Below are 18,639 nucleotides of genomic sequence, written 5' to 3'. Positions count from 1 at the left end.
CCGGAGTTCTTGAAGGACTCCCGCGTGACGGTCCGGCCCGTGGTTGATCCGTTGCGGCATGCTCCGGAGGATCTTCATGATCCGTCGGTCGGGTTGCGGATGGCCGTCACGGCATTGATGCCGGTCGATGTGTTCCCCTACGCCTCCCGCACCTCCAGGGCCTGTGATCTGGACCACACCATCCCCTACCGCGACGGCGAAACCGGGCAGACCCGCTGGGGCAACCTCGCACCCCTGGCCCGCAGATCACATCGGGCGAAAACCTTCGGCGGCTGGACACTCACCCAACCAGCCCCCGGCTGGTTCCACTGGAAATCCCCAGCAGGATTCGAATACCTCGTCCACGCCACCGGCGGCACCATCCGCCTCCGAACACCCGAACCAGAACCCAGACTGGAAGAACCACCCCCACCCTGGCTCGACCCACCAGAACCCCCAGAGACCGGGCCAGTCGAATCCGAAGCCTGGGAATGGATCCAATACGCCCTCCACTGAACACCCTCTTCCCACCCCGCTGGTCGAACTGAGGGCGCAGCGCGCCCGATAGTCGAGACCCGGCGACGGTTCGCTGGAACTGTCGCGGAGGTCTCGACACGGACGGCTCGCGATGCTCGCGGTCCGGCTCGACCAACGGGGTTCGCCTGCCTTGAGCGGGAAAAACCTGCCCTGTTTCAATTCGCCTGTGATCTGAGACAGGCGAACCGCAAAAATGGCAGGCGAAACCCATCCAAGACAGGCGAACCAGTCGTAAGGCAGGCGAATCAGTGGGGTGGGAGGCCAGCGCAGGTGCCGGTCAGCTGCAGCTGAGCAGGCCCGCCTTCTCCTTCAGCTCCAGCACCCGGCCCGCTGATTCGGCCAGCCGGGCCGTGTTCTCCGGGGACTCCGCCGCCCAGGTCGTGGTGGCCTCGAGCATCTCGTCCATGAGCGCCGGGTCCGCGTTGATGAGCAGGTCCCCGCCCGCCGCGAAGAAACGCACCGCCCGCTGGCCCGGGGTCACCCCGCCAACGGAGGCCGCCGCGCCCAGGTCGTCGCTGATCGCGACCCCGTCGAAACCCAGCCTCTCCCGCAGCAGCGCCGTGACGATGGCCGGGCTGAAGACCGCCTCCTGCTCCGGATCGATGAGGGTGAACACCGCCGAGGAGACCATCACCGAATCCGCCCCGGCCCCGATCCCGGCCCGGAACGGCTCCAACGCAGCGTGGTCCTCCGTGATGACGGAATCCTCCGCCGCCCCGAAGTCCGTGTTCACCGTCACCTCGCCCAGCCCAGGGAAGTGCTTGAGCGAGGTCAACACGCCCGCCTCCTTCATGCCCTCGGTGAACTCCACCACCGAACGCGACACCTGCCCCGGTTCGGTGCCGAAGTTCCGGCTCAGCTTGCCGATGGGCTCATTGCTGAAGGTCTTGTCCTTCGGCACGACATCCGCCACCGGGGCCAGATCGAAATGCACCCCCGCCGCGCGCAGTTCCTTCCCCCAGACACTCGCCTGCGCCCTCAGCTGACCGTCGGGCAGCTTCCCCTGCTTCAACGCCGTCGGGATGTCACTGAACCCCGGACCTCGCAGCCGGGTCACCATCCCGCCCTCCTGGTCCACCGCCACCAGCACCGGCAGCCCCTCCGGGGCCGCCCCCGCGATCTCCGCGGTCAACGACGCGATCTGCGTGCTCCCCGCCTCACTGTTGCCCAGCAGCACCACCGACCCCGCCGCGCCGTCCTCGATGACCCTGCGCGCCGCGCTGGTGAGACCACCGGTGTCCACCCCCACCATGAACAGCTGCCCCGCCTGCTGCTCGGGGCTGAGCCCCTCCGCCAAGGCCCGGCACCCGGCCTCGACCGGAACCGACAACGTCTCAACCGCGGCCGAAACCTCAGAGGAGGGGGCGGCACTCGGCACGGGGCTGGCACTCTGCTCCGCGGTCACCGGGGCCGCGGTGCAACCAGCCGCGACGATCCCCGCGCAGACCACCAGTACTGACAAAGGTCGATTGCCGATGTTGAAGGTGCGCATGCCCTGAGGCTACGTCACCCCGCGCGCCGGAATCATCTCCGCACGAAGACCGGGATGATCCCGTCGAAGGTCAGGTGCGCCCCGAAACCGTGAGCGACGATCGTGCCGATTCCCGCCAGGATGCCCAGCCCCACCACCGCGAAGCAGAGCCCCGCCAACGTCCGGCCGAGCCACGTCGGTTGCGGGTCCTCCGGTGTGCCCGTCGCCCCGACCGACAGGGCCCGCACCCCCAGGGCGAAGATCGCGGGCAGGCCCGCCCCCAACAGCAGCCCCGCCAGGAGGACGTGCCACGCACCCGTCAACGCCAACCACAGATTGTTCATGCCCGTCCCGCCTCGCTGATCGGGGTGCCGGCCTCGCGTGACGCCGCCAGCTCGTCGACCCAGTCGTCATTCACGTTCCGATGATCCACCGCCGACTTGCGGGAGTGCAGATACATCCATCCCGACGCGGCCAGCAGGATGCCGAAGATCACCAGCGGTCCCACGAACCCGCCGAACAGGTTCCCGATGAACCACATCACCGCGCCCACCACGGCCGCCGCGGGCAGCGTCACCACCCACGCCACCGCCATCCGGCCGGCGACCCGCCAGTTCACCTTCGAGTCGCGACGCCCCACACCGCTGCCCAGGATCGACCCCGTCGCCACGTGCGTCGTCGACAGGGCGAAACCGAGGTGGCTCGACGCGAGGATCACCGCAGCCGACGACGACTCCGCCGCCATGCCCTGCGGCGCCGAGATCTCCACCAGCCCCTTCCCGAGGGTCCGGATCACCCGCCAGCCGCCAACGTACGTGCCGAGCGCGATCGCCACCGCGCAGCTCACCTTCACCCACAGCGGCACTCCCCCGAGATCCGTCCAGCTGCCGGTCGCGATGAGGGCGAGCGTGATGACCCCCATCGTCTTCTGGGCGTCATTGGTGCCGTGCGCGAGGGACACCAGCGACGCGGAGCCGATCTGCCCCCAGCGGAAGGCCGTCTCCCGATACCGCTGCGCCACCCCCTTCGTGATCCGGAACACCAGCCAGGTGCCCAGGGCCGCCACCATGATCGCGATGGCCGGGGACAGCAGCGCCGGGAGCACCACCTTGCCGACGACCCCGTCGAGCTTGGTGCCGTCACCGACCCACTTCACACCGCCGAAACCGAGCCCGGCGATGGTCGCCCCCACGAGGCCGCCGAACAGCGCGTGGGAGGAACTCGACGGCAGGCTCCACAGCCACGTCGCGAGATTCCACACGATCGCCCCGACGAGGCCAGCCAGCACGATGAGGAGCAGCCCCTCGCCGCCGTCGCTCAACAACTCGGCCCGGGGAGCGCCGCTGCTGTCCTGCAGCTTCACGACTGCGTTGGTGACCGTGAGGGCCACCTCGACGGACAGGAACGCCCCGATGAGGTTCAGCACCGCGGACAGCGTGACGGCGGGCTTCGGCCTGAGTGCTCCGGTCGCAATGGAAGTGGCCATGGCGTTGCCGGTGTCGTGGAATCCGTTGGTGAAGTCGAAGGCAAGTGCCGTCACGACGACAAGCGACAGGACAACCATCAGTTCGGGGGTCACGAACCAAGTGTCCCCCCTCAGGCCTCAACAGGGAAAACCGGGGTGTCCGAAAAGCCAACGGCCCAAGCCGGTGACCTGCCTCACGCTCTCACTGTCAGCGGCTGAACAACTCGCCCTGAACGGTGTTGACGAACTGCGTCAGGGACGCAGGGAGGTCCTTCAGGTGCCAGTTCTCCGGAGCGTGGTACCAGTCGAGGTCCGTCGGATCGGGCAGATCGTCGTCGTCGGCGGCGGCCAACGCCTCCAACCAACGCTGACGGCCCCCCAGCACCACCGCGTAGGGCAGCAGCCGCGAGATCTCCTCAAGTTCCCGTCCCTTCGGCATGTGATCCGTCGGATGGGTGGTGAGCAGCGACGACAGAGCACCGAGACCGCTCAGCAGGCGCGCCCCCTCAGCCGTACGACGTGGCATCCGGTTGCCGATGAACAGCAGCCCGCCCGCCAGTGCGACGAGCACGAGCCCGAGCAGACCGAACCGCGTGAACGCGGCCAGCAGCACCAGCGAGACGATCGCCGTCCCGAGGGCCGTCCAGCCCCGCATCCGCCAAGAGCTACGCGTCGAATCGGGACGCGACTCGAACCAGCCCCGCGCGACCACCTCGTCGTAGAGGGCGTCCTGGATGCCGGGAAGGGTCGGGGTGAGCGACGCGGGCAGCTCGGAGGCCAGCGACGACCCGTCCTTCGGCGCGACGGCGTCCAGCAGCCGCTCCTCGAACAGGGCCAGTTCGTCGGTGGGGTTCTCCAGCCTTGTGAACTGCCAGTCGGTGAGCCCGTACTCGGCATGCTGCAGCTCGGTGATCCTGAGATGCCCCCGGACCGCCAGGTCGAGCAGGGTCGCGGTGATGTCCACCGGGTCAACCCTCTCATCGGCGACGGTGCCGACGAGACCCGGACGGACCCCGTCGGCGAGCTCGAACACGGACTCCCCGTCCCCGACGGGACGGAACGTCGCGACCGGGGTCACCTCACCCGAGAACTGCGTGTCAACGCCCGTGCGGCGGAACAGCCAGTACAGCAACAGGGACCCCACGGCCAGCGCGGCGAGCGAGGCTCCCACGGTGGCGAGATTCACGGTGAACGCGCGGTCCAGGTTCCACGACTCCTTGAGGGTGGCCGACGGGGTGACCGCGGCCGACGCCAGACCGACCGTCAGCGTCACCTGCTCCCCCGCGCCACGGGCATCGGACTCGAAGACCGGCATCGGGGACCGGTGCGTACCGGCGGCCACCATGACGCACTTGCTGAGGGTGCCGGGCGGGCCGGCCGTGCAGTCGACGAACTCGGGCAGGGTGGCGATCTTCAGTTCCCCCTCCACCTTCTCGACCCCGACGGAGAGCCCCTGCAGTGCCCGCCAGGAGAACACCGTCACGCCGCCCTCGGAGGTGTCGTCCGAGTAGGTGGCCCCGGTGACGGAGTAGGTGATGGTGACCTCGTTCGACGGCTTCATCGTGAGGACCTGGTAGTCACCCTCCTGCTGGACCCGCAGCCCCTCCGCACCCGTGACCTCCACGTCGGAAACCCGGTACTGGTAGTAGCGGTGCCGGTCGATGGGTGCCTGGAGGGCGATGCGCTGCGTCAGCTCCGCCGGCGCGGAGTCGAAGGTGATCGTCTCCGTGACGCGCAGGGTCCCGTCGGCCTCCAACCTCCCGTCGAACCTGTAGAGGGTGGCGGTGCTCTCGTCGGCACGTGCCAGCGGCGCGCCGAGCATGACGGCGACAAGCACCATGGGGATCAAGAGAAAACGGATCAGCCGCACCGTGGGAGCTCCTTGTCCTGCGAACGTTCAGGGCCGACGCTACCGCACCGGGTGTCCAACCGAGAGGTTTCCCACAGTTGGCGTCGCCCACTGGACACTGCGACCCCCACCTTGGCTAACCTGAATCCGTGCCCTATCAGCCGCCGTACCCCGGTCAACCTCGCCCTCCGCAGTGGAGCGGGGGCCAGACGCCGCCCTGGCGTCCCCCAGTGCAACCGCCCCAGGCGATGCCGGTGTACGCCCGCCCCACCCTGACCCCGGTCGCCTGGCAGTCGTCGACGCCGACGCTGACCCCGCAACGGCCGCCGGTGTTCCAGCCCACCCCGTACGGGGCCCGGCCCCCGGGGCAGTGGGCGCCGGTGCCTGGCCAGCAGGCACCCTTCCGGGCCCCCGGCCCGTACGGGGCGCCGCCGCAGTGGCAGCGCCCGCAGCGTTCCTCGTCGGGGCTCCTCGTGGCCCTCGTCCTCGCGGGGGGCGCCCTCGCCGCCCTGCTCCTGTTCATCGTCATCGACTCGATGGGCAGGTCGAACGACATCGCCGCCGACTACCAGAACGAGGACTACGAGCTGCCCCCCGTCACCAGTTCTCCCCCGGATCTGGTGTACCCGGAGGACTCGAACGAGGCCGAGACCTATCTTCGGGACAACGCCCTCTACAACGTCTCAATGGCTTCCCCGGTCCGGTGCGAGGTCCAGCTGGACGGGACGGCGAAGTCCGACGACCAGCTCGAGGAGCACCTGCAGACCTTCTTCGGCTGCCTCACCCGCGCGTGGGGGCCGTCCCTGGAGGCCGCGGGGTTCACCGCCTACACCCCACGGATCACGATCTTCCCCAGCAACTCCGAGGTCCAGACCCCCTGCGGCGCATCCCCGGCACCCAACGCGTTCTACTGCCCGAAGGATCAGCGGATCTACCTCTCGCAGGACATCGTCTCCGCCCTCCCCGAGGAGTCCGCGGCCGCCCGGAGCAACTTCTACCTCATCACCGCCCACGAATACGGTCACGCGATGCAGGGCCGGACGGGGCTCATCACCAGCAGCGTCATGCAGCAGTACGACGCGGAGACCGACGAGGAGGCGCTCGAGGTGAGCCGCCGGGTGGAGACCCAGGCCGACTGCTTCGCCGGCACCGCCCTCAACTCGCTGGGCCAGAGCCTCGGTGTCACCGACGAGGACCGCGCTGACATGCTCCAGTCGCTCTACGACATCGGCGATGACCAGCTGAGGGCCAGGGCCGGCGTCGACCCGAACGAAGCGGGCGACCACGGGCGTGGCGAGAACCGTCAGCTGTGGGGGTCGCGCGGTTTCGATTCCTTGTCGCTCGGCACCTGCAACACCTTCGTCGCACCGTCCAGCGAGGTCAAGTAGCCAAGAGGGCGACGGCGACGGCGGCGACACCCTCGCCACGTCCCGTCAGGCCCAGGCCGTCGGTGGTGGTGGCGGAGACGCTCACCGGGGCACCGACGGCGGCGCTCAGCACCTGCTCCGCCTCCGCCCGGCGGGCGGCCATCCGCGGCCGGTTCCCGATCACCTGGACCGAGACGTTGCCGATGGTGAAACCGGCCTCACGCACGAGTCGGGCGGTCTCGGTCAGGAAGGCCACCCCGCTGGCACCGGCCCATTCGGGACGATCCGTGCCGAACCGGGAGCCGATGTCCCCCAGCCCCGCGGCCGACAGGAGGGCGTCGACGGCGGCATGGGCGGCGACGTCCCCATCCGAGTGACCGGCGAGCCCCTGGGCCTCGTCGGGGAAGTGCAGGCCGGCCACCCACATGGGGGTTCCGGACTCGAGTCGGTGCACGTCGGTGCCGATCCCAACCCTCATGACGAACTCCTCGCTGCGAGAACGACCTCCGCCAGCAGGAGGTCGACGGGTTCCGTGATCTTGGCCGCATCGCGATGACCGGGCACCTGGGCGACGCCGTGCCCGAGCGTCTCGACGGCGGAGGCGTCGTCGGTGACCTGGATGCCCTGTTCGTGGACGTGCCGATGGGCTGCCACGAGTGTCCCCAGGGTGGCCCCCTGCGGGGTCTGGACGGCCCGCAACGTGGCCCGGTCCACGACGACGGAGCCGTGCTCAGGGGAGGTGCGAACGGAGTCGTGGAGGGCAACCACCGGTATCACGACGGCGGCACCGTCGCGCACCCCGTCGATGACGGCCGCCACCACCTGCTGCGGGACGAGCGGGCGCGCCGCGTCGTGGACGAGCACGACGGTCTCGGGGCCGAACTCGTCGGTCAGGGCCCGCAGGCCCAGCCGCACGGAGTCCTGCCGCTCCGCACCGCCGACCACCCAGCGGGCCTCGGGGAAACCGGCCAGGGCCTCCTCGAACGGCCGGACGTGGTCGGCCGGGACGGTCACCACCACCCTGGCGGCACCACCGGCGATCATCGCGGCGACGGCGTGCTCGACGAGGGTGCGCTCCCCCAGCCTCACCAGCGCCTTCGGGACACTCGCCCCGAGGCGGGAACCAGAACCGGCCGCCACCACGATGGCGGCGACCGGTTGATCGTGTCTGCTGGTCAACGGATCACGAGGCGAGGACCTCGTCGAGCATCGCCTCGGCACGGTCCTCAGCGACGTCCTCGGCGAGGGCGAGCTCCGCGACGAGGATGGCCCTCGCCTTGGCGAGCATGCGCTTCTCACCGGCGGAAAGTCCCTTGTCGCGGTCACGACGCCACAGGTCACGGACGATCTCCGACACCTTGATGACGTTGCCCGAGTGGAGCTTCTCCAAGTTGGCCTTGTAGCGACGGGACCAGTTCGTCGGTTCCTCGGTGTGCTCCGCACGCAGCACCTCGAACACCCGCTCAAGGCCGTCCGCGTCAACGACGTCGCGCACACCCACGAGGTCCAGGTTGCAGGCGGGAACCCGCACCACCAGGTCGTTCTGTCCGATGATCCTGAGGACCAGGTAGAGCCTGTCCTCTCCCTTGATCTGCCGCGTCTCGATGTCTTCGATGACAGCCGCCCCGTGATTGGGGTAGACCACCGTCTCTCCGACCGAATAAGTCATATTTTCAGGCCCCTTTCTGCAGACAATCGTACCACGGGGCGGCGTGTCGAATGGCGACACCCATCCACCACCCGATAGTGGGACAGGGCCCGCCGGGCTCAACCCTGGTACCTGTAGCCGAGCCCGCGAACGGTCACGAGACGCACCGGATTCGACGGGTCCGGTTCGATCTTGCTGCGCAACCTCTTGACGTGGACGTCGAGGGTCTTGGTGTCCCCGACGTAGTCACTCCCCCAGACCCGGTCGATGAGTTGGCCGCGCGTCATGACCCGTCCGGCGTTGCGGAGCAGCAGCTCCAGCAGCTCGAACTCACGGAGCGCGAACCTCACCTCCTCCCCGTCCACGCTCACCTGGTGCCGCTCCACGTCGATCCGCACCCCACCCACCTCCACGACATCGGGGAGCGCCACCTGGTCCTGCCCCCGCCTCAGGATGGCCCGGATCCGGGCCACGAGTTCGCGATGGGAGAAGGGTTTGGTGACGTAGTCGTCGGCACCGAGTTCCAGCCCCACCACCTTGTCGACCTCCGAGTCGCGGGCGGTGAGCATGATGATGCCGACGTTGCCACGCTCCCTGAGTCGTCGGCACACCTCCGTGCCGGACAGCCCCGGCATCATGAGGTCGAGCAGCACGAGGTCCGCGCCCGACCGGTCGTACTCGGCCAGCCCGGAGATCCCGTCGGGTTCGGCAGCCACCTCGAACCCCTCCCGACGCAGCATGAAGCTGAGCGCCTCCCGGTACGACTCCTCGTCCTCGATGATCAGGATGCGGGCCACGTCACTCCCCCTCCTCGACGCCCACGGTTCCGGCGACGTGGGCCGGGAGCCGCAGGGTGAACGTCGACCCCTGTCGGGGCCGCGACCACACTGTAACGCTGCCCCCGTGGGCCAACGCGATGTGCCTCACGATGGACAGTCCGAGCCCAGTGCCCCCGGACTCCCGGGATCGCCCGTGGTCAACCCGGTAGAACCGTTCGAAGATGCGCTCCTGGTCCTCCAGGCTGATGCCGATGCCGTTGTCCGTCACCTTGATGTCGATGACGTCCACGTCGTCCTGCCTGGCCCGCAGCACCGTCACCGCGACCCTCGCCCCGGGATCCGAGTAGTTGACGGCGTTCTGGACGAGATTGGCCAACGCATCGGACAGCTGCCACCGATCGCCGAGGATCCGCGCCGGCACCGCGGGGCCCCTGATCAGGCTCACCCCCCTCGCCTCCGCCGAGGCCCGGGTGCGTGCGAGGGCGTCGTCGACGACATCGCGGACCTCCACGACCTCTGTCGCCAGCATCGGGTTCGACGACTGGAGCCTGGACAGCTCGATGATCTGCCCCACCAACTCCCCCAGCCGCCGCGACTCGGCCTGGAGCCGTTGTGCGAACCGGGTGACGTCGGCGGGTTCGTCGGCGGCAGCCTCGATGGTCTCGGCGAGGATCGTGATGGCCCCGATGGGGGTCTTGAGCTCATGGGAGATGTTCGCGACGAAGTCACGACGGACGGCCTCCACCCGCCTCGCCTCGGAGTCGTCCTGCGCCACGACGAGGACCTGCTCGTCGCCCAGGGGGATGACGTTGACCTGCAGCTCAAGGGCTTCCTCGGCCGCCTCCCGCTGCCTCGCGAGCACTCCGGCGAAGACCCGTTGGCCACTCCGGGAGCGACGGACCTCGTCGAGGAGGTCGGCGAACCCGACACGGGTGCCGCGCCCCAACCCCATCGCCTCGGCCTGCGCGTTCATCCGCATCACCTCGTCGTGTCGCCCGACGAGCATGGCGGCGAAGGGCAGGACGTCGACGATCCTGACGAGCTCGGCCAGCACCTCGGCCCGTCGCTGCGTGCTGGAGTCACGCCGACCTCCCCCGAGGTGCGCGACGATCCCCCACAGCAGGAGGACGGCGAGCGCTCCGACGCCAGCCCACAGCACAGGACCCATGGCAGCATCCTAGGAAACGACCGGGACTTCATGGACCGTTCACCCGATCGTCATCTCACGGTCACGGGTTGCTGGGAAAGCTCGGGTAGCGTCCGGCGAGCGGGGGCCGTCCCGGTTACAATCCCCCCAATCCCGATCAACGACAGACTGCGGAGGGCATGTAGACATGCGCGCCACCTATCACGAGGAACTGGAGGGCGTGCTCGACGCGCTCCACTCCATGGGACTCATCGTCGAGACCGCCATCACCGAGGCCTCCTCGGCCCTCATGAATCCGGATCTGGCCAAGGCTGAGGCGGTGGTCACCGACGACGCCCAACTGGACGCCATGCACGAGGACCTCGAGTTCCGGTGCCTCTCGCTGCTGGCCCTCCAGGCCCCCGTCGCCGGGGAGCTCCGGACCATCGTCTCCGCCATCCGCGTCGTCTTCGAGCTGGCGCGAATGGGTGACCTCGCGGCCCACGTGGCGAAGATCGCGCGGTTGCGCTTCCCGGAGTCGGCGATCCCCGATTCCCTGCGGGGCAACTTCGAGCGGATGGCGAAGGTCTGCATCGACATGACCCGGCTGGCCAACGCGTCGTTGAAGAACCGCGACGCCGAAGCGGCACGGCAGATGGCCGAGATCGACCACGAGATGGACAGCCTGCGTCGCGACCACTTCGGGGTGCTGCTCGGGGACCACTGGAGCGGGACCGTGGAGCAGGCCATCGACGTGGCCCTCGTCGGGCGCTACTACGAGCGGTTCGCCGACCACGCGGTGGCGGTGGCCCGTCGGGTGATCTACATCATCACGGGCGAGGTGCCCGAGGGCGAGGAGTGGCCGAACGCCTGACAAGTGGCTTCCCCGGAACCCGGGGAACCGATTTGGTCGGACCTATTCTCCGGGAGCACACTGTCCCCCCTGAAGACAGCAACTCCCGGAAGGACATCCCTTGGCCATCAAGCTCTCCCGCCGCACCTGGATCATCTCCGCCGCCATCGCCCTCGTCGTGGTGACCATCGGGGCCCTCGTGTTCAAACCCTGGCTCCTGTTCGTCAACGTCGAGGTCAACGACGCGATCCCGCAGGTCGCGCCGACCACGGCCGCCTCCCCCGGGGCCACGGAGAGCTCGGCCTCGACCGCGGAGAGCAGCGCCCAACAGCCGGAGGGACCGGTGCTGATCTCCAGCGGCGAGTTCGTCTCGCACGAGCACTCCACCAGCGGCAAGGCCTCCATCTACCGGCTGCCCGATGGCACCCACCAGCTCGCCCTGGAGAACCTGGAGACGACGACGGGGCCGGACGTGCGCGTGTGGCTGTCGGCCGGTCCCGTCGTCGAGGGCCGCGACGGCTGGTTCACCGCAGGTCAGCACCCCCACCTCGAGCTGGCTCCGCTGAAGGGGAACCGTGGGAATCAGGTCTACGCCCTGCCCGCGGACGTCGATCCGTCCGCATGGCCCACGGTGGATCTGTGGTGTGTCGCTTTCGGGGTCTCCTTCGGGGCTGCAGCACTCACTCCTCTGGTCTGACCAATTCAGGACCTGGGTCGTAGCCCGAACGACCGACCCCGCTCCTTCCCGGCGTTAGAATCACCTGGGATCCACAGGAAAGAAGGATTGTTCATGTCCCCACTCAGCCGCCGCCACATCCTCACCATTGGCCTGACCTCAACGCTCGGCCTGGCGGCATGCTCCCCCGCAGGGCTGTCCTCGTCCACCACGCAGAGCACGACCGCCCCGGAGACGGCCGAGACCCCCGCGGCCCCGGAGACCTCCACGCCCCAGCCGGAGAACTCCCCCGCCGCGCCCGAGACGTCGTCGGCCGCCCCGGAGCCCACCCCGACTCCGACACCCACTCCCACCGCCGACCCGGGCAGCGTCATGAAGGGCAGGAGCCACAACGCGGCGGCCGAGGAGTACGCCTACCCGGCGGCCGATGTGCAGGCTTGGCTCAACAAGGATTCCACGCCGCCCGAGAAGCTCGTCTTCCTGACCTTCGACGACGGCCCGAACACATCCACGACCGTCCAGATCCTCGACATCCTCAAGGAGCACGAGGTCCCCGCGACGTTCTTCGTCATCGGACGCATCGTCGACGACGCCCCCGAGGTGCTCAAGCGCGAAGTGGCGGAGGGTCACTCGGTCGCCCTGCACAGCTTCACCCACGACTACAAGAAGCTGTACCCGGGGCGCAAGGCCAACGTGGAGAGCATCGTGAACGAGTTCCACAAGTCCAAGGAGGCCATCCGCGCCATCCTGGGTGAGGACTTCGATTCGAACTGCTGGCGTTACCCCGGTGGCCACATGAGCTGGAAGAACATGGCGCCCGCCGACGAGGCGCTGGCGGCCGAGGGCACCCACTGGATCGACTGGAACTGCATGACCGGCGACGCCGAACCCGAGAATCGAGCACCGAAAACGGTCCGGGAGATGGTCAACATGGCCATCGGCCCCGCCATCAACGGCGGGGACATCAGCGTCATGCTGGCCCACGACACCCAGGGCAAGGACCTCACCGTGAAGGCCCTCCCGGAGATCATCGAGGAGTACAAGAAGGCAGGGTTCAAGTTCGGTGTGATCGCCTGACGCACCGGAGACGACCAAGCCCTTGTAGGCTTCGGCCATGACCGGAAAGTTGATCCTGCTCCGCCACGGCGAGAGCGAGTGGAACGCGAAGAACCTGTTCACCGGCTGGGTGGACGTCGACATCAACGAGAAGGGCCAGGCCGAGGCCCGTAGGGCCGCTGAACTGCTGAAGTCGGAGGACCTGCTGCCGACGGTGCTGCACACCTCGCTGTTGCGTCGCGCCATCCACACCGCCTACCTGGCGCTGGACGGCTGCGATCGGCACTGGATCCCGGTGCGCCGCCACTGGAGGCTCAACGAGCGTCACTACGGGGCGCTGCAGGGGCTGGACAAGACGGCGACCCGCGAGAAGTACGGCGACGAGCAGTTCATGCTGTGGCGTCGCAGCTACGACGTGCCGCCGCCGGTCCAGGACACCGATGCCGAGTACTCGCAGTTCAACGACCCGCGCTACGCCGACATCCCCGAGGCCGAGCGCCCCCGCACCGAGTGCCTCAAGGACGTCGTGGCGCGGATGCTGCCCTACTGGGAATCCGACATCGTGCCCGACATCAAGGCCGGACACACCGTGCTGGTGACCGCGCACGGCAACTCGCTGCGGGCGCTGGTCAAGCACCTGGATGAGATCTCCGACGAGGACATCGCCGGGCTGAACATCCCCACCGGCATCCCGCTCTACTACGAGCTCGACGAGAACCTGAAGCCGGTCACGAAGGGCGGCCGCTACCTCGACCCGGAGGCGGCCGCCGCCTCCATCGAGGCCGTCAAGAACCAGGGCAAGAAGTAAGAGGGTGCGCGGATAGGCGAATCTGCTGTGGGGTTTGTCCAGCAGGCTGCTTTGGGGTGGCCAGTTGGCTGACGATCCCTTTTCCCGCTGGTCGAGCCGGGTCCGGAGCCTGCGGAGGACCCGTGTCGAGACCCGGTGGGCTTCCCGTCCACCTCGGGTTCCTGCACCGTGTGCCAGGGGTCTCGACTCGGGGTGCTGGCTGGCGCTGGCACCCCGGCTCGACCAACGGAGAAGAGGGGCGTGAGCAACGCCTGCCTTTTTTCAATTCGCCTGCCTCACAAGACAGGCGAGCCGCCACCTTCGTTCCTCGTCCAAGTCGCCAGCAGTTGCTGACCCAACGGTCGGGCACACTGAGTGGCATGACCACCCTCCCGTTGACCCGACGTTCACTGCTCGTGGGCCTCACCACCCTCGGACTGAGCGCCCTGGTCGGCTGTGACTCCCGGCCGACGCAGCCCAGCGGCTGGGCCGACGGGATACCGGAGGCGCCGACGCGGCGCTCGAAGGTGACCGCTGTCTGCGACATGGCCCAGATGATGCCGCGCCCCGTGCCCTCCCGGGACGGCTCCTTGGTGTTGACCTACGCCAGGTGGATGGAGGTGGCGGGACGTTCCGGCGCTCTCCTGTGGGACACCGCAACGGGCAGGCTGCTGCCGGACTCCCTGTCCGGAGCCCGGTCGGAGGTCACCCGATTCCGACACGACAACTCCCTCGTCGGCGCCGTCGGGGCCGCCGTCGTCCACAGTGACCCTGCCAGTGGCACCGCACGACACTTCGGTACCGGTCACGCGCTGTTCGAGCCGCCCTGCGGCGGGGTGTCGGCCATCACCTCCGTGGTCTGCTCCCCCATCGGCAAGTACGTCGCAACAGGAGGCGACGACGGATACGTCGGCATCTTCGACTGGCAGACCGCCCACCGGCTGACCTGGGTGAGGATCGCCGAGGGGTACGCCATGGTCCACGGCTTCAGCCTCGACAAGCTCGTCGTCAGCCTCGACGATGCCACGCTGCTGTTGAAGATGGATGGCACCGAGGCGTTCCGGTTCGACGGCACCCCTCATCGGCCACTCGTCGCAGAGGACACGCTCCTGGTCGCCAACCCCGACGGCGGCTGGGACCGGATCGATCCGGCCACCGGGCGACAGACCGCTCATCTGCCCAGCGAGGTGCGGAGCTGGGACACCCTCACCCCCGACGGTGCCACCCTGTTCACCTCCCCCAACGACCACGTGGGGGCGTCGCTGGAGCCGCGCCCCTTCCAGATCACCGACGTGGCCACCGGAACAACCAGGGAGGTGAGCCTGACCATCCTCACCGGCGGCACGGTCCTGCTCCCCGATGGCCGTCTGCTGGCCGCCACCGACGAGGGAATCAGCGTCTTCGATTCGACAACCGGAGAACCCCAGGGCACCTTCGCCACGTCGTGAGGGCTCTCGGAGTCGGGGATACTCGTCCCCATGACCCACCCTGCCGACTCCCACGATCTGATCCGGGTGCGTGGCGCCCGGGAGAACAACCTCGCCGATGTCTCCCTCGACCTGCCCAAGCGACGCCTCACCGTGTTCACCGGCGTCTCCGGCTCCGGCAAGTCGTCGCTGGTCTTCGACACGATCGCCGCTGAGAGCCAGCGGCTCATCAACGAGACCTACTCGGCCTTCGTGCAGGGCTTCATGCCCACGCTCGACCGCCCCGACGTCGATCTCCTCGACGGCCTCACCACCGCCATCATCCTCAGCCAGGAAAGGCTCGGCAGCAACGCCCGCTCGACGCTGGGCACCACCACCGACGTCGGCGCCCAGCTGCGCATCCTCTTCTCCCGCCTTGGCGAGCCCCACATCGGCCCCGCCAAGGCCTTCTCCTTCAACGTCGCCTCCGCCAGCGGCGCCGGGGCGATCACCGTCACCAAGGGCGGGCGGCAGGTCAAGGAGAGGCGGGAGTTCGAGATCGTCGGCGGGATGTGCCCCAGCTGCGAGGGACTCGGCCAGGTCTCCGACTTCGACCTCACCGCCCTGTTCGACGCAGACAGATCGCTGCGCGAGGGGGCGCTGCTCATCCCCGGCTACACCGCCGACGGCTGGTACGGCCGGATCTACCAGGGCTCAGGCTGGCTCGACCCAGACAAGAAGCTCCGCGACTGGACGCAGCGGGAACTCGACATCCTGCTCCACTCGGAGCCGAAACGGATCAAGGTCGACGGCATCAACGTCACCTTCGAGGGACTCATACCGAGGATCCGCAAGTCCTTCCTCAGCAAGGACGTGGAGGCCATGCAGCCCCACATCCGCGCCTTCGTCGAGCGCGCCATCGCCTTCAGCACCTGCCCCGAGTGCGACGGCACGCGCCTCAACGAGGCGGCCCGCAGCTCCCGGATCAGGGGCATCTCCATCGCCGACGCCTGCCGCATGCAGATCAGCGACCTCGCGGCCTGGCTCCGGGACCTCGACGAGCCGAGCGTCGCACCGCTTCTCGCCTCCCTGCGCACCACCCTTGACGCCTTCGTGGGCATCGGGCTCGGCTACCTGTCCCTGGACCGCCCCTCCGGCACCCTGTCCGGTGGCGAGGCGCAGCGCACGAAGATGGTCCGCCACCTCGGTTCCTCGCTCACCGACATCACCTACGTCTTCGACGAGCCGTCCATCGGGCTGCACCCGCACGACATCGAACGGATGAACGCGCTGCTGCTGGAGCTTCGCGACAAGGGCAACACCGTGCTGGTGGTGGAGCACAAGCCGGAGCTGATCGCCATCGCTGATCACGTCGTCGACCTCGGGCCCGGGGCCGGACGCGACGGGGGTCGGGTCTGCTTCGAGGGCACCGTCGAGGGGCTGCGGGAGTCGGGGACCCTCACGGGTCGGCACCTCGACCACCGGGCCCGGCTGAAGGACGAGGTCCGACGACCCACGGGCCACCTCGCCGTCCGTGGCGCCTCGTTGAACAACCTGCGCGACGTGGACGTCGACATCCCGCTGGGCTGTCTCGTCGCGGTGACGGGGGTGGCGGGCTCCGGGAAGAGTTCCCTCATCCACGGTGCCGTCGCCCCACGCGACGAGGTCGCGGTCATCGACCAGTCCGCGATCAAGGGGTCCCGGCGTTCCAACCCGGCCACCTGGACGGGGCTGCTGGACCCCATCCGCAAGGCCTTCGCGAAGGCGAACGGGGTGAAACCGACCCTGTTCTCGCCCAACTCGGAGGGTGCCTGCCCGACGTGCAACGGAGCCGGGGTGATCTACACGGATCTCGGCATGATGGCGGGGGTGGCCACCACCTGCGACGAGTGCGAGGGCCGCCGCTTCCAGGCCGACGTGCTGGAGCACCGGCTGGGTGGACACAGCATCGCCGATGTCCTCGAGATGCCGGTCGCCGAGGCGGCCGTGTTCTTCTCCTCCGCCGAGGCGAAGGTCCCCGCGGCCGCGCGCATCCTGCGGCGCCTGGAGGACGTCGGCCTCGGCTACATCAGCCTCGGTCAGCCGCTGACGACCCTGTCGGGCGGGGAACGGCAACGCCTCAGGCTGGCCTCGGAGCTCGGGACCACCGCGGCGGTCCTGGTCCTCGATGAACCCACCACCGGTCTTCACCTCGCCGATGTCGACCAGCTGCTGGCTCTCCTCGACCGGATCGTCGACGACGGCCGCTCCGTCATCGTCGTCGAGCACCACCAGGCGGTGATGGCCCACGCGGACTGGATCATCGACCTCGGCCCGGGGGCGGGACACGACGGCGGCCGCGTGGTCTTCGAGGGCACCCCCCACGACCTGGTCACCACGGCCACCACCCTGACCGGTCAGCACCTGGCGGCCCACGTCACCGGCTGAGTTGTTCTCCTGAAGGTCGTCATGGCCTCACCGTCACCACGACGACCAACGACGATCCTCGAAGCTCTGCGGAGATCCCACGAGGGAAGGAAGACCCTGGTGTGAACGGCGGAGATGGGGTCCGGGGTCTGGAAGGACTGGGCCAAGGGGTGCACAATGACCCCCGTGTTCATCAAAGGTCTGCTTCCGCTGCTTCCCGGGGCGGGGCTGTGCCTTGTCACAGCCCTGATCTCCTACGGTCTCAGTCTGTTCCTGCCCACTGCCAGCCCACTCATCATCGCGATCGTCCTGGGGATCACCCTGACCAATGTGCTGCCGTTGCAGGCGAACCTCAGCCCCGGGATCGACTTCTCGGCCAAGAAACTGTTGCGTGCCGGGATCATCCTGCTCGGGCTCCGGCTGGTGCTGGGTGACATCCTCGCCCTGGGGGCACCGATGCTGCTGGTGGTGGTGTGCATCGTCACCGGTGGGCTGGTCGGAACCCTGCTGCTGGGACGCTGGCTGCGGATACCGACCGGACTGAGTCTGCTGGTGGCGTGCGGGTTCTCGATCTGCGGTGCTGCCGCCGTCGCCGGGGCCTGCGGGGTCATCGACCCCGACGACGAGCACGAACAGGACACCATCACCGCGATCGCCCTGGTGGTGATCTTCGGCACCCTCATGATCCCGCTGGTGCCACTCGTCGCCGCCCTGCTGGGCATGGAGCCACACGTCGCCGGGATGTGGGCCGGGGGCTCCATCCACGAGATCGCCCAGGTGGTGGCGGTCGGCGGCATCATCGGTGGCGGCGCACTGACCATCGCAGTGGTGGTGAAACTGGCCCGTGTGCTGCTGCTGGCCCCGGTCATCGCCATCCTCAGTCTCCGGCAACGCCGGATCGCCCAACGCAACTCCTCCCGGACGAAGCTGCCCCCCATCGTGCCACCCTTCGTCCTGGGTTTCCTGGCGATGGTGTGTCTGCGTTCCTTCGTCGCGCTGCCACAGCCGGTTCTCGACCTCGGTGCCATCCTGCAGACGACGCTGCTCGCCGCAGCCATGTTCGCACTGGGTTGCGGCGTGAAGATCCGCGCCCTGTGCAGGGTGGGACCACGTCCCTTCGCCCTGGCCGCCCTGTCCACTGTGCTCGTGGCCGGGATCGCCTGCACCGGGATTGCGCTGACCTAGCCCGCCACCCCTTCCATACCCAACGGGGTATGGACTTCCACGACGAAAC

General features: G+C 68.6%; 18 protein-coding genes. 9 read left to right on the top strand and 9 right to left on the bottom strand.

The window, feature by feature from the left end; translation table 11 throughout:
• On the top strand, nucleotides 1-495 hold a 495-nt coding region (locus EII35_RS12315; RefSeq protein WP_221739743.1), incomplete at its 5' end, for an HNH endonuclease family protein.
• A 298-nt stretch (nucleotides 496-793) separates the two neighbouring features.
• Here the strand turns inward: EII35_RS12315 and EII35_RS12310 are convergent.
• From EII35_RS12310 to EII35_RS12295, 4 genes are all read right to left on the bottom strand, one after another.
• Nucleotides 794-2,008, bottom strand: coding sequence for a glycoside hydrolase family 3 N-terminal domain-containing protein (locus EII35_RS12310; protein WP_125228765.1), 1,215 nt, complete (start codon nucleotides 2,006-2,008; stop codon nucleotides 794-796).
• A 32-nt stretch (nucleotides 2,009-2,040) separates the two neighbouring features.
• Nucleotides 2,041-2,331 (bottom strand): hypothetical protein, encoded by a 291-nt coding sequence (locus EII35_RS12305; RefSeq protein ID WP_125228764.1) that lies wholly within the window; start codon nucleotides 2,329-2,331, stop codon nucleotides 2,041-2,043.
• Nucleotides 2,328-3,551: an inorganic phosphate transporter gene (locus tag EII35_RS12300; protein ID WP_185744312.1), complete on the bottom strand. Its 1,224-nt coding sequence runs from the start codon at nucleotides 3,549-3,551 to the stop codon at nucleotides 2,328-2,330. Before EII35_RS12300 ends, EII35_RS12305 begins: the two co-directional genes overlap by 4 nt.
• A gap of 109 nt (nucleotides 3,552-3,660) precedes the next feature.
• Nucleotides 3,661-5,292: a DUF2207 family protein gene (locus EII35_RS12295; protein ID WP_125228762.1), complete on the bottom strand. Its 1,632-nt coding sequence runs from the start codon at nucleotides 5,290-5,292 to the stop codon at nucleotides 3,661-3,663.
• 263 nt (nucleotides 5,293-5,555) lie between these two features.
• Between EII35_RS12295 and EII35_RS12290 the strand changes: the two genes are divergently transcribed.
• Nucleotides 5,556-6,689 (top strand): neutral zinc metallopeptidase, encoded by a 1,134-nt coding sequence (locus tag EII35_RS12290; RefSeq protein ID WP_185744311.1) that lies wholly within the window; start codon nucleotides 5,556-5,558, stop codon nucleotides 6,687-6,689.
• On the opposite strand, the gene ispF is transcribed toward EII35_RS12290, so the two are convergent.
• The 5 genes from ispF to EII35_RS12265 all read right to left on the bottom strand — a co-directional run bounded on the left by ispF (nucleotide 6,682) and on the right by EII35_RS12265 (nucleotide 10,263).
• On the bottom strand, nucleotides 6,682-7,146 hold the full coding sequence (gene ispF, locus EII35_RS12285) for a 2-C-methyl-D-erythritol 2,4-cyclodiphosphate synthase (RefSeq protein ID WP_125228760.1): 465 nt from the start codon (nucleotides 7,144-7,146) through the stop codon (nucleotides 6,682-6,684). The genes EII35_RS12290 and ispF overlap by 8 nt on opposite strands.
• The gene (gene ispD, locus EII35_RS12280) at nucleotides 7,143-7,847 is read right to left on the bottom strand and encodes a 2-C-methyl-D-erythritol 4-phosphate cytidylyltransferase (RefSeq protein ID WP_125228759.1); all 705 of its coding nucleotides are present in this window, start codon (nucleotides 7,845-7,847) and stop codon (nucleotides 7,143-7,145) included. The genes ispF and ispD overlap by 4 nt, the downstream gene beginning before the upstream one ends.
• 4 nt (nucleotides 7,848-7,851) lie before the next feature.
• Nucleotides 7,852-8,337 carry a CarD family transcriptional regulator gene (locus EII35_RS12275; protein WP_125228758.1) on the bottom strand — a complete coding sequence of 162 codons (486 nt, stop codon included), beginning with the start codon at nucleotides 8,335-8,337 and terminating at the stop codon, nucleotides 7,852-7,854.
• Nucleotides 8,338-8,435: 98 nt separating this feature from the next.
• Nucleotides 8,436-9,113: a response regulator transcription factor gene (locus EII35_RS12270; RefSeq protein ID WP_125228757.1), complete on the bottom strand. Its 678-nt coding sequence runs from the start codon at nucleotides 9,111-9,113 to the stop codon at nucleotides 8,436-8,438.
• Between the two features lies 1 nt (nucleotide 9,114).
• A complete protein-coding gene (locus EII35_RS12265) occupies nucleotides 9,115-10,263 on the bottom strand; it encodes a sensor histidine kinase (protein ID WP_125228756.1) in 1,149 nt (382 codons plus the stop codon).
• Between the two features lie 166 nt (nucleotides 10,264-10,429).
• Here EII35_RS12265 and phoU point away from each other — a divergent pair, with 166 nt between their 5' ends.
• The 7 genes from phoU to EII35_RS12230 all read left to right on the top strand — a co-directional run bounded on the left by phoU (nucleotide 10,430) and on the right by EII35_RS12230 (nucleotide 18,590).
• Nucleotides 10,430-11,095, top strand: a complete 666-nt coding sequence (phoU, locus tag EII35_RS12260) for a phosphate signaling complex protein PhoU (RefSeq protein ID WP_125228755.1) — start codon at nucleotides 10,430-10,432, stop codon at nucleotides 11,093-11,095.
• Between the two features lie 100 nt (nucleotides 11,096-11,195).
• Nucleotides 11,196-11,771, top strand: coding sequence for a DM13 domain-containing protein (locus EII35_RS12255; RefSeq protein WP_221739742.1), 576 nt, complete (start codon nucleotides 11,196-11,198; stop codon nucleotides 11,769-11,771).
• Nucleotides 11,772-11,864: 93 nt separating this feature from the next.
• Nucleotides 11,865-12,827, top strand: a complete 963-nt coding sequence (locus tag EII35_RS12250; RefSeq protein ID WP_125228754.1) for a polysaccharide deacetylase family protein — start codon at nucleotides 11,865-11,867, stop codon at nucleotides 12,825-12,827.
• Nucleotides 12,828-12,864: 37 nt separating this feature from the next.
• Complete coding sequence (locus tag EII35_RS12245; protein ID WP_125228753.1) at nucleotides 12,865-13,614, top strand: phosphoglyceromutase; 750 nt, start codon at nucleotides 12,865-12,867, stop codon at nucleotides 13,612-13,614.
• Between the two features lie 359 nt (nucleotides 13,615-13,973).
• On the top strand, nucleotides 13,974-15,041 hold the full coding sequence (locus EII35_RS12240; protein ID WP_125228752.1) for a WD40 repeat domain-containing protein: 1,068 nt from the start codon (nucleotides 13,974-13,976) through the stop codon (nucleotides 15,039-15,041).
• A 30-nt stretch (nucleotides 15,042-15,071) separates the two neighbouring features.
• Nucleotides 15,072-17,426 (top strand): ATP-binding cassette domain-containing protein, encoded by a 2,355-nt coding sequence (locus EII35_RS12235; RefSeq protein WP_125228751.1) that lies wholly within the window; start codon nucleotides 15,072-15,074, stop codon nucleotides 17,424-17,426.
• Nucleotides 17,427-17,582: 156 nt separating this feature from the next.
• Nucleotides 17,583-18,590: a YeiH family protein gene (locus EII35_RS12230; protein ID WP_124843251.1), complete on the top strand. Its 1,008-nt coding sequence runs from the start codon at nucleotides 17,583-17,585 to the stop codon at nucleotides 18,588-18,590.
• Nucleotides 18,591-18,639 lie beyond the last annotated feature (49 nt).

The sequence above is a fragment of the Arachnia propionica genome (assembly GCF_003932785.1).
Taxonomy (GTDB): domain Bacteria; phylum Actinomycetota; class Actinomycetes; order Propionibacteriales; family Propionibacteriaceae; genus Arachnia; species Arachnia propionica_B.
This window is presented reverse-complemented; position numbering and strand designations above follow the sequence as displayed.

Excerpts from the sequence above, each read along its gene's own strand:
- EII35_RS12310 (WP_125228765.1), bottom strand. The coding sequence starts at position 2,008 with ATGCGCACCTTCAACATCGGCAATCGACCTTTGTCAGTACTGGTGGTC.
- EII35_RS12305 (WP_125228764.1), bottom strand. The coding sequence starts at position 2,331 with ATGAACAATCTGTGGTTGGCGTTGACGGGTGCGTGGCACGTCCTCCTG.
- EII35_RS12300 (WP_185744312.1), bottom strand. The coding sequence starts at position 3,551 with ATGGTTGTCCTGTCGCTTGTCGTCGTGACGGCACTTGCCTTCGACTTC.
- EII35_RS12295 (WP_125228762.1), bottom strand. The coding sequence starts at position 5,292 with ATGGTGCTTGTCGCCGTCATGCTCGGCGCGCCGCTGGCACGTGCCGAC.
- ispF (WP_125228760.1), bottom strand. The coding sequence starts at position 7,146 with ATGAGGGTTGGGATCGGCACCGACGTGCACCGACTCGAGTCCGGAACC.
- EII35_RS12275 (WP_125228758.1), bottom strand. The coding sequence starts at position 8,337 with ATGACTTATTCGGTCGGAGAGACGGTGGTCTACCCCAATCACGGGGCG.
- EII35_RS12265 (WP_125228756.1), bottom strand. The coding sequence starts at position 10,263 with ATGGGTCCTGTGCTGTGGGCTGGCGTCGGAGCGCTCGCCGTCCTCCTG.
- phoU (WP_125228755.1), top strand. The coding sequence starts at position 10,430 with ATGCGCGCCACCTATCACGAGGAACTGGAGGGCGTGCTCGACGCGCTC.
- EII35_RS12250 (WP_125228754.1), top strand. The coding sequence starts at position 11,865 with ATGTCCCCACTCAGCCGCCGCCACATCCTCACCATTGGCCTGACCTCA.
- EII35_RS12245 (WP_125228753.1), top strand. The coding sequence starts at position 12,865 with ATGACCGGAAAGTTGATCCTGCTCCGCCACGGCGAGAGCGAGTGGAAC.
- EII35_RS12240 (WP_125228752.1), top strand. The coding sequence starts at position 13,974 with ATGACCACCCTCCCGTTGACCCGACGTTCACTGCTCGTGGGCCTCACC.
- EII35_RS12235 (WP_125228751.1), top strand. The coding sequence starts at position 15,072 with ATGACCCACCCTGCCGACTCCCACGATCTGATCCGGGTGCGTGGCGCC.
- EII35_RS12230 (WP_124843251.1), top strand. The coding sequence starts at position 17,583 with ATGACCCCCGTGTTCATCAAAGGTCTGCTTCCGCTGCTTCCCGGGGCG.